This window comes from Streptomyces sp. NPDC058274, from assembly GCF_042881375.1.
Classification (GTDB): Bacteria; Actinomycetota; Actinomycetes; order Streptomycetales; family Streptomycetaceae; genus Streptomyces.
The window spans coordinates 78633-93181 of sequence record NZ_JBHVXW010000019.1 but is presented as its reverse complement, the minus strand read 5'-3'; the positions used below and the strand labels follow the sequence as shown (position 1 = coordinate 93181).

Below are 14549 nucleotides of genomic sequence, written 5' to 3'. Positions count from 1 at the left end.
AGCTTGCTAGTAGCCGAAGTCCTGCGTCCACCAGGGGCCGCCGGAGGCGAAGTGCGCGCCGACTCCCAGCGTCTTGAAGTCGCAGTTCAGGATGTTCGCGCGGTGGCCGGGGCTGTTCATCCAGGCCTCCATGACCGCCTCGGCGGTGGCCTGGCCGCGGGCTATGTTCTCGCCGCCCAGGTCGGTGATGCCGGCCTTCGCCGCCCGGTCCCAGGGGGAGGCCCCGCTCGGGTCGGTGTGGTCGAAGAAGTCACGCGCGGCCATGTCCTTGCTGAACGCGGAGGCCAGCTGGGACAGTCCGCTGTTCGCCGCCACCGCGCTGCAGCCGACCTTGGCCCGCTCCTCGTTGACGAGCCGCAGCACCTCGGCCTCGGCCGCGGTCTCCGCGGACACCGTCGCGGGGGCGGTGGTCTCGGGTGCCTTCGGGGCCGCGTGGCTGGGCTTCTTGGTCGCCTGCGGCTTCTCGGGCTTGGCGGACGGCTTCTTGGAGGGCGTCGCCGACGGCTTCTGGGGGGTCTTCGTCGTCGGGGCGGCGGAGGGCGAGACCGAGCGCTCGGAGCCGCGGCTCGTGGAGCCGTCGTCCTCGCGGTCGTCCGCGGCACCCGACGTGCCGCCCTGCTCGGTCTCCAGGTTCGACGGGGTGTTGGCGGCCTGGACCTTGTCCGAGCCGTTGCCGCCGCCGAGGGAGTAGCCGTCAGTGCCGGGCAGTACGCCGGAGGCCATCGCGGCGGTGCCCAGGGCGACCGCGGCGGAGACGCCGAGCAGACCGGTGCGCACGGGCGTCGCGGCCTTCTTCTTGCGGTGCGAGCGGGCGGCGGCGCCGTGCGGGAGGTCGGCCACGGCGGCATAGCCGTACAGGTTCTCCGGCCCGTAGCTTTCCGTGTGTGACCGATGTGTATCGGTGACCCCGGTGGCGCGGCTTGTGGCGGCGCGGCCGGCGTCGGAGCGTCGGTGGCGTCCCATCTCTTGGCCTTCCTCATTCTCGCGGTCAGCATCACTCACTCGAACGAGTGAGTTTCATATGAGACTCATTGGGTCGGGACGGTACCCCATGGCGCGAGGGGAGGAAGTGTCCAGAGAGACTTTGTCCCGTTAGCGTTCACCCATGAACGAGGATGTACGGCTCGTCGCCTGGGTGCGCGGACGGGTCCAGGGAGTGGGTTTCCGCTGGTTCACGCGGGCCAAGGCGCTGGAGATCGGCGGGCTGAGTGGTTTTGCTCTCAATCTGGACGACGGACGGGTCCAAGTGGTCGCGGAAGGGCCCCGGATCGACTGCGAGGGGCTGCTGGACTGGCTGCACGGGGACGACACACCCGGGCGTGTGGACGGAGTCACTGAGATATGGGACACGCCCCGCGGGATCTACGACGGCTTCGCCATCCGCTGACGGCGGCGCCGGAAACCCCCGCACCGGACCCTCAGGACACGCCGGCGGCACCTGCCGGGAGCGGAAAGGTGCTGGTGGTTGCCAAGAACGGCTCGTCGTGGCAGGCTCCGCGGTTAACGATGATCTCCACGCCCTCAGGGCCCCGCAGGAGTAGCAGCGCCGCCCGTTCCGGGCCGCGCGCCCCAGGGTTGCCCGCCAATACGGGGTGTGATCGTGTTGACCGTCAAACTTTTTGGTGAGACGCTGAAAGCCCCGCGCACCTTAGCTGTTTGGCATGTAGGAACGGCAGCAAGAACTCAAGAGTGTCAAGCATCGCGGGTGCGATTCCCTCACGACCCACACCGCTTCGGTCGGTCACTCAGTGTGGAGGACCATCCATCATGGCAAAGGCGCTTCTCGGTTACGTCGGCGGCTCCGACCCGCGGCTCATCGCCGAGATGCGACGGCTCCAGCAGCGCGTCCAGGACCTCGAATCCGAGCTGGTACGGATTCAGGCCGAGAACGACGCGCTCGCGGCTGCCGCTTCTCACGACCCCTTTGAGAGCATCGACGTACCCCAGGCGGAGCCTGCGCTCACCTGATCGCTGCACCGCTCCACGACAGCAGTGATTGGGGCAGCCCCATCAACCGCTAAGTCAGATTTGCAAGGGACGCCTCTTCGGCGTCCCTTCTTCTTGCCCCCCGCGCTCTTCACTCTCTTTAACGGATGGTGTGCCCTGCACGTTCATGGGTGAAACCGCGCGTTCATGGAGTGAGACAGGGCGCGAAAGGTAGAGTCCGGCGGCGTGCACCTCAAGGCCCTCACCCTGCGCGGGTTCAAATCGTTCGCCTCGGCGACCACGCTGCGGTTCGAGCCGGGCATCACGTGTGTCGTGGGTCCGAACGGCTCGGGCAAGTCCAATGTCGTGGACGCGCTGAGCTGGGTCATGGGCGAGCAGGGGGCCAAGTCGCTGCGCGGCGGCAAGATGGAGGACGTCATCTTCGCCGGCACGACCGGGCGGCCGCCGCTCGGCCGGGCCGAGGTGTCGCTCACCATCGACAACTCCGACGGCGCGCTGCCCATCGAGTACGCCGAGGTCACCATCACGCGGATCATGTTCCGCAATGGCGGCAGCGAGTACCAGATCAACGGCGACACCTGCCGGCTCCTCGACATCCAGGAACTGCTCTCCGACTCCGGCATCGGCCGCGAGATGCACGTCATCGTCGGCCAGGGCCAGCTCGACTCCGTCCTGCACGCCGATCCGATGGGCCGCCGGGCCTTCATCGAGGAGGCCGCGGGCGTTCTCAAGCACCGCAAGCGCAAGGAGAAGGCGCTGCGGAAGCTGGACGCGATGCAGGCGAACCTGGCCCGCGTCCAGGACCTGACGGACGAGTTGCGGCGGCAGTTGAAGCCCCTCGGACGGCAGGCCGCGGTGGCCCGCCGGGCGGCGGTGATCCAGGCCGACCTGCGCGACGCCCGGCTCCGGCTGCTCGCCGACGATCTCGTACGGCTGCGGCAGGCGCTGCGGGCCGAGGTCGCCGACGAAGCCGCGCTCAAGGAACGTAAGGACGCCGCCGAGGCCGAGCTGAGGAAGGCGCTGCAGCGCGAGGCGCTCCTGGAGGACGAGGTCCGCCGGCTCACCCCCCGTCTCCAGCGCGCCCAGCAGACCTGGTACGAACTCTCGCAGCTCGCCGAGCGGGTGCGGGGCACGATCTCGCTGGCCGACGCGCGCGTGAAGAGCGCCACCTCCGCACCCGACGAGGAACGGCGCGGACGCGACCCCGAGGACCTGGAGCGCGAGGCCGCCCGGATCCGCGAGCAGGAGGCCGAGCTCGAAGCGGCTCTGGAGGCCGCCGAGCACGCGCTGGAGGACACGGTCGCGCACCGCGCCCAGCTGGAGCGCGACCTCACCGTCGAGGAACGCCGGCTCAAGGACGTGGCCCGCGCCATCGCCGATCGCCGCGAGGGGCTGGCCCGGCTCAACGGCCAGGTCAACGCCGCTCGTTCCCGGGCCGCCTCCGCCCAGGCCGAGATCGACCGGCTGGCCGCCGCCCGGGACGAGGCCCAGGAGCGCGCGGTCGCGGCGCAGGAGGAGTACGAGCAGCTGCAGGCCGAGGTCGACGGGCTCGACGCGGACGACGCGGAGCTGACGGAGCGGCACGAGGCCGCGAAACAAGCGCTCGCCGAGGCGGAAACCGGTCTCACCGCCGCCCGTGAGGCGGCGACGGCCGCCGAACGCAGACGCGCCGCCACCCAGGCACGGCACGAGGCCCTCGCCCTCGGACTGCGCCGCAAGGACGGCACGGGCGCCCTGCTGGGAGCCCGGGACCGGCTCACCGGTCTGCTCGGCCCGGCCGCCGAACTGCTCTCGGTGGCCCCCGGTTTCGAGGTCCCGCTCGCTGCGGCCTTCGGTGCGGCGGCGGACGCGATCGCGGTGACGACCCCCGCCGCGGCGGCCGAGGCCATCCGTCTGCTGCGCAAGCAGGACGCGGGCCGGGCGGCGCTGCTGCTGTCCGGAGCACCCGAGACGCCGGCCACGAGCCCCGGCGAGGGCACCGGCCCGGACGGGGCGCGGTCCGCGGCGGCGGCGACCGCCTCCACAGCGCCTGCCTCCGGCGCGACCGGCGACGTAAGCCCGCAGCCTCAGTCCAGTGGTCCCCCGCTCGCCGCCGACCTCGTCCGTGGTCCCGCCGAACTGATGCCCGCCGTACGGCGGTTGCTGCGCGGGATCGTCGTCGTCGGAACCCTCGAAGACGCCGAGGACCTCGTCTACGCGCGGCCGGAGCTGACCGCGGTGACCGCCGACGGCGACCTGCTGGGGGCGCACTTCGCGCACGGCGGGTCCGCCGGGGCCCCGAGCCTGCTGGAGGTGCAGGCCTCCGTCGACCAGGCGGCGGCGGAGCTCGAGGAGCTGGCCGTGCGCTGCGAGGAGCTCGGGGAGGCACAGCACCGGGCCGCCGAACAGCGCGCGGAACGGGCCGCCCTCGTCGAGGAGGCGGGGGAGCGGCGCCGGACCGCCGAGCGGGCGAAGTCCTCCGTCGCACAGCAGTTGGGGCGGCTGGCGGGGCAGGCGCGCGGCGCGGCGGGAGAGGCCGAGCGGAGTGCCGCCGCTGCCGCCCGGGCGCAGGACGCCCTCGACCGTGCCGTCGAGGAGGCCGAGGAACTCGCCGAACGGCTCGCCGTCGCCGAGGAGATGCCGGTGGAGGAGGAGCCGGACACCTCCGTACGCGACCGGCTCGCCGCCGACGGCGCCAACGCACGGCAGACCGAGATGGAGGCCCGGCTCCAGGTGCGTACGCACGAGGAGCGGGTCAAGGGACTTGCGGGGCGGGCCGACGGGCTGGACCGGGCGGCGCGGGCCGAGCGCGAGGCACGCGCGCGTGCCGAGCAGCGCCGGGCCCGGCTGCGGCACGAGGCGGCGGTCGCCGAGGCCGTCGCCTCCGGAGCGCGGCAGCTTCTCGCGCACGTCGAGGTGTCACTCGCCCGGGCCGACGAGGAGCGCACCGCCGCGGACGCCGCCAAGGCCCGGCGCGAGCAGGAGCTGACCCAGGCCCGCACCGAGGGACGTGACCTCAAGGCCGAGCTCGACAAGCTGACGGACTCGGTGCACCGCGGCGAGGTGCTCGGCGCCGAGAAGCGGATGCGGATCGAGCAGCTGGAGTCGAAGGCGCTGGAGGAGCTCGGCGTCGAACCGGCAGGTCTGGTCGAGGAGTACGGCCCGCAGCAGCCGGTGCCGCCCTCGCTCCCCGCCGAGGGCGAGGAACTCCCGGAGGATCCCGAGCACCCGCGCAACCAGCCCCGGCCGTTCCACCGTGCCGAGCAGGAGAAACGGCTCAAGTCGGCCGAACGGGCGTACCAGCAGCTCGGAAAGGTCAACCCGCTGGCCCTGGAGGAGTTCGCCGCGCTGGAGGAACGCCACAAGTTCCTCAGCGAGCAGCTGGAGGACCTCAAGAAGACGCGCATCGACCTGCTTCAGGTGGTGAAGGAGGTCGACGAACGCGTCGAGCAGGTCTTCACCGAGGCCTTCCGGGACACGGCCCGTCAGTTCGAGGGCGTCTTCAGCCGGCTGTTCCCGGGTGGCGAGGGACGGCTGATCCTGACCGATCCCGACAACATGCTCACCACGGGCGTGGACGTCGAGGCCCGGCCCCCGGGCAAGAAGGTCAAGCGGCTCAGCCTGCTCTCGGGCGGCGAGCGGTCGCTGACGGCCGTGGCGATGCTGGTGTCGATCTTCAAGGCACGGCCCAGCCCGTTCTATGTGATGGACGAGGTCGAGGCGGCGCTCGACGACACCAACCTGCAGCGCCTGATCCGGATCATGCAGGAGCTCCAGGAGGCCTCCCAGCTGATCGTGATCACCCACCAGAAGCGCACGATGGAGGTCGCCGACGCGTTGTACGGCGTCTCCATGCAGGGCGACGGTGTGTCGAAGGTGATCAGCCAGCGTCTGCGCTGACGCGCCCCCGCCCCACCCGGGATCCGTTGGCCGACCTCCCCTTCGGGAGGTCCGTCCGCTTGCCCTCCGTTCCTCGGGGTAGACGGACCATGTCCCCGCGTTGTGTTCAAGACTTGAACACAAGTGCAGGATGCTTGGGGTAAAAATTCACAGTTGGCGACTATTGACTTCGAAACATGAAGGCATAGTCTCTGCAACGTTGCCTTTACCTTCAGGTGGTGGGTGTCGCGAAGTTATGCGCCACTGGTAGGACCACTGAAGGGCTTCGCCCCCACCCCCGGCAGTGAGGCCGGTGGCCCGAGGAGTTCACGTGACCAGCACAGCGCAGGAGTCAGGAGCCAGGGCGGCTCACCCCGATCATCTCGGGCACGTCATCTTCATCGCGGCAGCGGCCGCGATGGGCGGTTTCCTCTTCGGCTACGACAGTGCCGTGATCAACGGCGCCGTAGAGGCGATCCGGAGCCGCTACGACATCGGTTCCGGAACCCTGGCCCAGGTCATCGCCGTCGCGCTGATCGGCTGTGCCATCGGCGCCGCGACCGCCGGCCGCATCGCGGACCGCATCGGCCGTATCCGTTGTATGCAGATCGCCGCCGTGCTGTTCACGGTCAGCGCCGTGGGTTCGGCGCTGCCCTTCGCGCTGTACGACCTGGCCTTCTGGCGCATCATCGGCGGATTCGCCATCGGTATGGCCTCCGTGATCGGCCCCGCCTACATCGCCGAGGTCGCGCCTCCCGCGTACCGCGGCCGTCTCGGTTCCTTCCAGCAGGCCGCGATCGTCGTCGGCATCGCCATCTCCCAGCTGGTCAACTGGGGCATCCTGAACGCCGCCGGCGGTGACCAGCGCGGCAAGGTGATGGGCCTCGAGGCCTGGCAGGTCATGCTCGGTGTGATGGTCGTCCCGGCCGTGCTCTACGGTCTGCTCTCCTTCGCGATCCCCGAGTCGCCGCGCTACCTGATCTCCGCGGGCAAGGACGTACGCGCCCGTGAGGTGCTCGCCGAGGTCGAGGGCGACCACATCGACCTGGACGCCCGCGTCGCCGAGATCGAGCTCGCCATGAGGCGCGAGCACAAGTCCACCTTCAAGGACCTGCTGGGCGGCACCTTCTTCTTCAAGCCGATCGTCTGGGTCGGTATCGGACTCTCGGTCTTCCAGCAGTTCGTCGGCATCAACGTCGCGTTCTACTACTCCTCGACGCTGTGGCAGTCGGTCGGTGTCGACCCGTCGGAGTCGTTCTTCTACTCGTTCACCACGTCGATCATCAACATCATCGGCACCGTGATCGCCATGATCTTCGTGGACCGGGTCGGCCGCCGGCCGCTCGCGCTCATCGGTTCCGTGGGCATGGTCGTCGGTCTGGCCCTTGAGGCCTGGGCCTTCTCCTACCACCTCGTCGACGGCAAGCTGCCGGCCACGCAGGGCTGGGTCGCCCTGATCGCCGCCCACGTCTTCGTCCTGTTCTTCGCCCTCTCGTGGGGTGTGGTCGTCTGGGTCTTCCTCGGCGAGATGTTCCCGAACAAGATCCGTGCCGCCGCGCTCGGTGTCGCTGCCTCCGCGCAGTGGATCGCCAACTGGGCCATCACCGCGAGCTTCCCGTCGCTGTCCGACTGGAACCTCTCCGCGACCTACGTGATCTACACGGTCATGGCCGCCCTCTCCATCCCCTTCGTGCTCAAGTTCGTGAAGGAGACCAAGGGCAAGTCCCTGGAGGAGATGGGCTGACCCATCGGCTTCGCGGGACTCCCCGGGAGTCCCGCGCAGGCTCCCCGAAGCTCGGGGAGAAGGGCCAAGTCCCCGCTGCCCCTCTCCTCGTACTCGTAAGAGACGTACCGCCCCGGCTCAGCCTTCGAGGTCCTTGAGCCGGGGCAGTACGTTTTCGCAGAACAGGTGCAGGCTGCGCCAGCCCTCGTCGACGGGCATCCCGCCGGACAGCGGGTGCAGGACATGGCTGTCCAGGCCCAGCTCCACGCACTGGCCGGGCGTGAGGATCCGGTAGACGCCCTCGGCGCGCAGCTCGTCGACGGTCGTGGCCGCCGACTTCACCGCCGAGCGGATGTCGCCGGACTGCCAGGAGGCGTACGTCCGCGCCTCGTGCAGGAAGTGCTCGCCGTACTCGGCCCACACCTGGTCGGGATCCTCGGCGATGTGCAGCAGCGGTGTGACGGCCGAGGGCATCATGGTCCAGCCCTCGGTGCCGTACTCGATCAGCTGTTCCTTGTAGTACGCCTCCAGTTCGGGCAGATGCGCGCTCGGGAAGAACGGCAGCCCGAGGCGGGCCGCCCGCCGTGCCGCCGCCTTCGAGGAGCCGCCCACCAGCAGCAGGGGGTGCGGGTCGGAGAAGGGGCGCGGGGTGATCCGCACCCGGCGGCCGCGGTACTCGAACTCCTCGCCCGTCCAGGCCTTCAGCACCGTCTCCAGCAGCTCGTCCTGGAGCTTGCCGCGCCGCTTCCACTCGACGTCGAAGAGCGCGTACTCCTCGGGCCGGTAGCCGATGCCCGCGACCGTGATGAGCCGGCCGCCGCTGAGCAGATCCAGGACGGCGATCTCCTCGGCGAGGCGCAGCGGGTCGTGCAGCGGGCCGATGACCGCCGAGACGGTGACCGCGATGTGCCGGGTCGCACCGAAGACGGCGCCCGCGAAGGCGAAGGGCGCGGGCAGCCAGTTGTTGGCGACGCCGTGGTGCTCCTCGGTCTGCACGGTGGTGATCCCGCGATCGTCGGCGTACGCGGCCATCTCGACCGCCGCCCGGTAGCGGGCGCTCAGCGACGCGGGCGTGGCGTCGGGCTCGACGAGGTTGAAACGTACGACCGTTACGGGCATGGAGAAGTCCCCCTTCACCGAGCGGCGGGGTGCCGGTGAAGGGGGACGGTAGCTGACGGGGCGTCAGACGGCCAGGGGTGTGGCGGTCTAGACGGCCGCGGGCGCCGGCTCCTGCGGCGCGCCGGCCGGAGCGGTGACCGGGACGACCGCCAGCTTCGGCAGGACGGCGTACAGCAGGAAGGAGACCACGACGGTGGCCACCCAGCCGAGGCCGTACTCGCCGACGGGGTTGTTCGACGCCAGGGGCCCGGTGAACCAGTCGGACGTGGTGAACAGCAGGCCCGAACCGAGACCCGCCGCCCAGGCCGCGACCGCCGCCGGGCTGAAGCCGCCGCGGTACCAGTAGGCGCTGGTGCGGGTGGTGTCGAGCAGGGCCTCGGCGTCGTACTCCTCGCGGCGCAGCATGTCCGCGCCGAAGACGCCGACCCAGGCCGAGAACGCGACCGCCAGCAGCGAGAGGAAGGCGATGAAGGAACCCATGAAGGAGGTGGCGACCAGCATCAGGACACCGCCGAAGACCAGCGAGATCACGGCGTTGACCGAGACCGCCCAGTGGCGCGGCACCTTGAAGCCGAGGGTCTGCGCGGTGAAGCCCGCCGAGTACATCGACATCGCGTTGATCAACAGCATCCCGACCACGGCGATGAGCAGGTACGGCACCGCGATCCACAGCGGCAGGATCTCGCCGAGGAACGAGACCGGGTCGGCCGCCGAGGCCAGGTCCGGCGTGGAGACCGCCATCACCGCGCCCATCAGGACCATGGGCAGGACGACGATGCCGGCACCGCCGATGGAGTTGCGCACGATCGCCGCGGACGACGCCGTACGCGGCAGATAGCGCGTGAAGTCCGGCGACGACGGCACCCAGCTGATGCCGCCCGCGGCGATCAGGCCGACACCCGTGATCATCAGGGACGTCGGACCCGCCGGCCGGTCGAAGACCGTGCCCCAGTCCGTGTCCACGACCAGATAGCCGAGGACGAGGACGGAGAAGCCGCCGAAGAGGTACGTCGCCCACTTGTTGCACTTCTGGACTGCGCTGATGCCCAGGCCCGAGATCGCGAACGTGGTGACCACGAAGGACAGCAGGGTCACGATGATCAGGAGCGTGCTGCTCCTGATGCCGAGGACGATGTCCAGGACGGTGAGCAGGGCGTAGGCGCCGGTCACCGCGTTGATCGTCTCCCAGCCCCAGCGGGCGATCCAGATCAGCGAGCCGGGGAGCAGATTCCCGCGCTGCCCGAAGACCGCGCGGGACAGGGCCATACCGGGGGCGCCACCGCGCTTGCCGGCGATGCCGATCAGCCCGACCAGGCCGTACGACACGACCGGCGCCGCGACGCCGACGGCGAGGGCCTGCCAGAAGTTGAGCCCGTACGTGACGGCCAGGCTCGCGCCCATCGTCAGCAGCAGGACACTGATGTTGGCGGCGACCCAGGTGGGGAACAGTTCCCTGGTCCTGGCGGTGCGCTCGGCGCGGGGGACCGGCTCTATGCCACGGGTTTCGAGGGCGCCATCGGATGCTGCGGTGGTGCTCATGTAGCGGGGTCCGTACCTCTCGCTCGGCTCGGCGGGGGAGCCGGTGGGGGGAGTGGGGGCCGAAGGGCAGGAATCATCGTACTTTAGGCCGAGTGGTTCCTCTGATCGGCTTATGTGCCCTGGAGGAAAACACAGGCTGGGTCACCGCGAGAGCCATGGCCGATACTGGGTGGGTTATGGAAACCGTCATCCTTGCTGTAGTCATCGCCGTGGTCGTGATCGGTGCGCTCGGCGGGCTCGTGGTCGGCACTCGCCGTAAGAAGCAGCTGCCCCCGCCGCCCCCCGCCGCGCCCGACCTCACCGCCCCGCCGGCCGAGCCGCACGTCGGCGACGAGGCCGAGACGCCGCGCGACGAACCGCGCCGCACGATAGAGGAGGTGGATCTTCCCCTCGTCGAGCCGGAGCCGTCGGCCCCCGTCGTCGAGGAACCCGCGCCGCCGGCCGAGGCTCCCGCCCTCGAGGTCCCGGAGCCGACCGCCGGACGCCTGGTGCGCCTGCGCACCCGGCTCTCCCGCTCCCAGAACGCACTCGGCAAGGGGCTGCTCACGCTCCTGTCGCGCGAGCACCTCGACGAGGACACCTGGGAGGAGATCGAGGACACGCTGCTCACCGCCGACGTCGGTGTGCTGCCCACCCAGGAACTGGTCGAGCGGCTGCGCGAGCGCGTCCGGGTGCTCGGCACGCGGACCCCCGAGGAACTGCGCGCCCTGCTGCGCGAGGAGCTCCTCACGCTCCTCGTCCCCGAGTTCGACCGTGAGGTCAAGACCGACTCGAACCTGGACACCCCGGGCATCGTGATGGTCGTCGGGGTCAACGGCACCGGCAAGACCACCACCACCGGCAAGCTCGCCCGCGTGCTCGTCGCCGACGGCAAGAACGTGGTGCTCGGCGCCGCCGACACCTTCCGTGCCGCCGCCGCCGACCAGCTGCAGACCTGGGGCGAGCGCGTCGGCGCCCGCACCGTGCGCGGCCCCGAGGGCGGTGACCCCGCCTCGATCGCCTTCGACGCCGTCAAGGAGGGCATCGCGGAGGGCGCGGACGTCGTCCTCATCGACACCGCGGGCCGGCTGCACACCAAGACCGGCCTCATGGACGAGCTCGGCAAGGTCAAGCGCGTCGTCGAGAAGCACGCGCCGCTCGACGAGGTGCTGCTCGTCCTCGACGCCACGACCGGGCAGAACGGCCTGGTGCAGGCTCGGGTGTTCGCCGAGGTCGTCGATATCACCGGCATCGTGCTGACCAAGCTCGACGGCACCGCCAAGGGCGGCATCGTCATCGCCGTACAGCGCGAACTGGGCGTGCCCGTCAAGCTGGTGGGCCTGGGCGAGGGCGCGGACGATCTGGCGCCGTTCGAGCCGGAGGCGTTCGTTGACGCCCTTATCGGAGAGTGATCACCTGCCGCGACCGGTAGGCGATCGAAGAGGCGCCCGTCCCCACGGTGCAAGGGGGCGGGCGCTTCGGTGTGCGGTGCCGGGGGCGCTACGGGCGCCGAGTGACACGGTGCGAGGGGGTGGCGGGCGCTTCGTTGAGCGGTGACGGCCGGCGCTTCGCTGTTCCGTGCCGGTGGGCGCAACGGGCGCCGAGTGACACGGTCGAGGGGGTCGGGGCCGCTTCGCGTGCGGTGCCGGTCGGCGCTACACGCGCGAGCGGTGGGCCACGTAGGCCAGCGTCCCCAGGAGCAGCCGTGCCTGCGGCGGTCGCGTCGCCGAGTCCAGCTCGGGCGGGCGCAGCCAGCGGACCGGACCGAGGCCGCCGCGGTCGGAGGGCGGGGCCGTGACGAACGCGCCGGGGCCCAGGGCGTGCAGGTCGAGCGCGGCGTCGTCCCAGCCCATGCGGTAGAGCAGCTCGGGAAGTTCGGCCGCCGCGCCGGGGGCGACGAAGAAGTGGGCGCGGCCGTCCGGAGTCGCCGCGACCGGGCCGAGCGGGAGCCCCATGCGTTCGAGGCGGACGAGCGCGCGGCGACCGGCCGGCTCGGCGACCTCGATCACGTCGAACGCGCGGCCCACGGGCAGCATCATCGCCGCGCCGGGGAACTCACCCCAGGCCTGGGACACTTGGTCGAGGGTGGCGCCGGCCGGGACGGGCGAGGCGAAGTCCAGCGGATGTGCGCCAGGGGCGGGGCAGTCGGTCTTTCCGCACGAGCAGGAACCCCCCGCGGCCCGGGCACCGGGGATCACGTCCCAGCCCCACAGTCCGGTGAACTCGGCCACGGCGGTGCACTCCGACGAGCGGCCGCGCCGACGTGTGCCGGACCGGATGTCGCGAATCCCCCGAGTGCCGCCGATCGTGAAGCCCATGCCCCCTCCAACGGGTCCAGCGCGCGGGTGGTTACGTGACGGATGCGGAACGTGACTCTGTGTTTCCGGCTTCCCCGCCCTGCGCGGTCCAGGCAGCGCGCGGAAGTGTCCGGGGTGGTGCGCTCGGCCGCGCGCGCCCCTGCGCACACCGCTCCGCCCACCTCCGGCCGTCATGTGTCAAGTGAATCGCGTGGAGGGGAGCGGGAGTTCATTCGAAGGGGTGGCGAATGGTGGCGTTTCCCCGATCGCCATGGCTGGACCCGTGATCGTAGGATTACTTTGAGTGCACGAGTCCTGGGGACGCATGTACTCGTGGGTATGCCGGAGGCAACTCGGTATCCCGTTCGAAGGGTGAGAAGTAGCGGACGGGCGGCCGTATTTACCGGCATTCTGATAGGGCTTGGCGCACTCAGCGTACAAGTGGTCTCAGGGATGGGGGCGTTCCAGTGGGCGGCAACGGCGGAGGCGGGACGAACGCTGACAAGCGCCCCAATGAGCTGTTGGGCTCGTGGTTCGTGCGCAGCGGCTGGTCGAAGGGTGAGCTCGCGCGTCAAGTCAACCGCAGAGCACGCCAGTTGGGCGCAAGTCACATCTCCACGGACACCTCGCGCGTCCGCCGCTGGCTGGACGGCGAGAACCCCCGGGAACCGATCCCGCGAATCCTCTCCGAGCTGTTCTCCGAGCGCTTCGGCTGTGTCGTCGCCGTAGAGGACCTGGGCCTGCGCGCCCCTCATCAGTCACCGTCCGTGTCCGGGGTCGACCTGCCCTGGACCGGCCCGCAGACAGTGGCGCTGATCAGCGAGTTCTCGCGCAGCGACCTGATGCTGGCGCGGCGCGGTTTCCTCGGGAGCTCACTGGCCCTCGCCGCCGGCCCGAGCCTCATCGAGCCCCTGCAGCGCTGGCTCGTGCCCACCCCGTCGGCCCCGCGCAGCGAGCCCGAACCGCCCGCCTCCGCCCGCCGCGGCGGCCGGCTCTCCCGGCCCGAGCTGGACCTCCTGGAGTCCACCACGGTGATGTTCCGACAGTGGGACGCCCAGTGCGGTGGCGGCCTGCGCCGCAAAGCGGTCGTCGGCCAGCTGCACGAGGTGACGGACCTGCTCCAGGAGCCCCAGCCCGAGGCCACCAACAAGCGGCTCTTCAAGGTCGCGGCCGAGCTGGCCGAGCTGGCCGGCTGGATGAGCTACGACGTGGGGCTCCAGCCCACCGCGCAGAAGTACTTCGTGCTCGCCCTGCACGCCGCCAAGGAAGCGGGCGACAAGCCGCTGGGGTCGTACATCCTGTCCAGCATGAGCCGCCAGATGATCCACCTCGGGCGGCCCGACGACGCGCTGGAGCTCATCCATCTCGCTCAGTACGGCAGCCGGGACTGCGCGAGTCCGCGCACCCAGGCCATGCTGTATGCGATGGAGGCGCGCGCCTACGCCAACATGGGACAGCCCGGAAAGTGCAAGCGGGCCGTCCGGATGGCCGAGGACACCTTCGCCGACGTCCACGAGTGGGACGACCCGGACCCCGACTGGGTCCGCTTCTTCTCCGAGGCCGAGCTGCACGGCGAGAACTCCCACTCCTACCGCGACCTCGCCTATGTCGCGGGCCGCAGCCCCACCTACGCGTCCATGGCGGAGCCCGTGATGCAGCAGGCCGTCGACCTCTTCGCCAAGGACACCGAGCACCAGCGTTCGTACGCACTCAATCTCATCGGCATGGCCACGGTGCATCTGCTCCAGCGTGAGCCCGAGCGGAGCGCGGTGCTGGCCAAGGAGGCCATGGTGGTCGCCAAGAAGGTGCGCTCCGAGCGGGTGAACACTCGTATTCGAAAGACCGTCGACACGGCTGTACGCGATTTCGGTGAGCTGGCCGAGGTCGTGGACCTCACCGACCAGCTCGCCATCGACCTGCCCGAGACCGCCGAGGCGGTCTGACAGCGGGCCGCGCGAGCGGCCCGCCCCAGTACGCCGGGGCCGGCCGCCCCGGCCCCAAAGGCCCCCCCCCCGCCCCCCCACCCCGGCAAAAGAACCCCCGGCCCCGCCCCGTGCGATTGTAGAAACCCAAGAGTTTGCCCCCCG

Annotated in this window: 10 protein-coding genes; 6 read left to right on the top strand and 4 right to left on the bottom strand. The window is 70.6% G+C overall.

Annotated features, from left to right (window positions below):
• Positions 1-6: 6 nt before the first annotated feature.
• Positions 7-963, bottom strand: coding sequence for a CAP domain-containing protein (locus ACFVYF_RS29860; protein WP_389460329.1), 957 nt, complete (start codon positions 961-963; stop codon positions 7-9).
• Positions 964-1105: 142 nt separating this feature from the next.
• On the opposite strand from ACFVYF_RS29860, the gene ACFVYF_RS29855 reads away from it, so the two are divergent.
• From ACFVYF_RS29855 to ACFVYF_RS29840, 4 genes are all read left to right on the top strand, one after another.
• Positions 1106-1387 (top strand): acylphosphatase, encoded by a 282-nt coding sequence (locus ACFVYF_RS29855; protein WP_383281508.1) that lies wholly within the window; start codon positions 1106-1108, stop codon positions 1385-1387.
• Between the two features lie 380 nt (positions 1388-1767).
• The gene (locus tag ACFVYF_RS29850; protein WP_389460327.1) at positions 1768-1968 is read left to right on the top strand and encodes a hypothetical protein; all 201 of its coding nucleotides are present in this window, start codon (positions 1768-1770) and stop codon (positions 1966-1968) included.
• A 204-nt stretch (positions 1969-2172) separates the two neighbouring features.
• On the top strand, positions 2173-5826 hold the full coding sequence (locus ACFVYF_RS29845) for an AAA family ATPase (RefSeq protein ID WP_389460325.1): 3654 nt from the start codon (positions 2173-2175) through the stop codon (positions 5824-5826).
• A 310-nt stretch (positions 5827-6136) separates the two neighbouring features.
• Positions 6137-7549: a sugar porter family MFS transporter gene (locus ACFVYF_RS29840; RefSeq protein ID WP_389460324.1), complete on the top strand. Its 1413-nt coding sequence runs from the start codon at positions 6137-6139 to the stop codon at positions 7547-7549.
• Positions 7550-7666: 117 nt separating this feature from the next.
• Here the strand turns inward: ACFVYF_RS29840 and ACFVYF_RS29835 are convergent, their stop codons facing one another.
• Both ACFVYF_RS29835 and ACFVYF_RS29830 read right to left on the bottom strand, forming a co-directional pair.
• A complete protein-coding gene (locus ACFVYF_RS29835; RefSeq protein ID WP_389460322.1) occupies positions 7667-8647 on the bottom strand; it encodes an LLM class flavin-dependent oxidoreductase in 981 nt (326 codons plus the stop codon).
• An 87-nt stretch (positions 8648-8734) separates the two neighbouring features.
• A complete protein-coding gene (locus ACFVYF_RS29830; RefSeq protein WP_389460320.1) occupies positions 8735-10186 on the bottom strand; it encodes a cytosine permease in 1452 nt (483 codons plus the stop codon).
• Between the two features lie 176 nt (positions 10187-10362).
• Between ACFVYF_RS29830 and ftsY the strand changes: the two genes are divergently transcribed.
• On the top strand, positions 10363-11577 hold the full coding sequence (gene ftsY, locus ACFVYF_RS29825) for a signal recognition particle-docking protein FtsY (protein WP_389460318.1): 1215 nt from the start codon (positions 10363-10365) through the stop codon (positions 11575-11577).
• A gap of 243 nt (positions 11578-11820) precedes the next feature.
• On the opposite strand, the gene ACFVYF_RS29820 is transcribed toward ftsY, so the two are convergent.
• The gene (locus ACFVYF_RS29820; RefSeq protein ID WP_389460316.1) at positions 11821-12483 is read right to left on the bottom strand and encodes a bifunctional DNA primase/polymerase; all 663 of its coding nucleotides are present in this window, start codon (positions 12481-12483) and stop codon (positions 11821-11823) included.
• 446 nt (positions 12484-12929) lie between these two features.
• On the opposite strand from ACFVYF_RS29820, the gene ACFVYF_RS29815 reads away from it, so the two are divergent.
• Positions 12930-14405 carry a hypothetical protein gene (locus ACFVYF_RS29815; protein WP_389460314.1) on the top strand — a complete coding sequence of 492 codons (1476 nt, stop codon included), beginning with the start codon at positions 12930-12932 and terminating at the stop codon, positions 14403-14405.
• The last annotated feature ends 144 nt before the right edge of the window (positions 14406-14549 follow it).

Coding starts and splice junctions, on each gene's coding strand:
- ACFVYF_RS29860 (WP_389460329.1), bottom strand. CDS start 963: ATGGGACGCCACCGACGCTCCGACGCCGGCCGCGCCGCCACAAGCCGC.
- ACFVYF_RS29855 (WP_383281508.1), top strand. CDS start 1,106: ATGAACGAGGATGTACGGCTCGTCGCCTGGGTGCGCGGACGGGTCCAG.
- ACFVYF_RS29850 (WP_389460327.1), top strand. CDS start 1,768: ATGGCAAAGGCGCTTCTCGGTTACGTCGGCGGCTCCGACCCGCGGCTC.
- ACFVYF_RS29835 (WP_389460322.1), bottom strand. CDS start 8,647: ATGCCCGTAACGGTCGTACGTTTCAACCTCGTCGAGCCCGACGCCACG.
- ACFVYF_RS29830 (WP_389460320.1), bottom strand. CDS start 10,186: ATGAGCACCACCGCAGCATCCGATGGCGCCCTCGAAACCCGTGGCATA.
- ftsY (WP_389460318.1), top strand. CDS start 10,363: ATGGAAACCGTCATCCTTGCTGTAGTCATCGCCGTGGTCGTGATCGGT.
- ACFVYF_RS29820 (WP_389460316.1), bottom strand. CDS start 12,483: ATGGGCTTCACGATCGGCGGCACTCGGGGGATTCGCGACATCCGGTCC.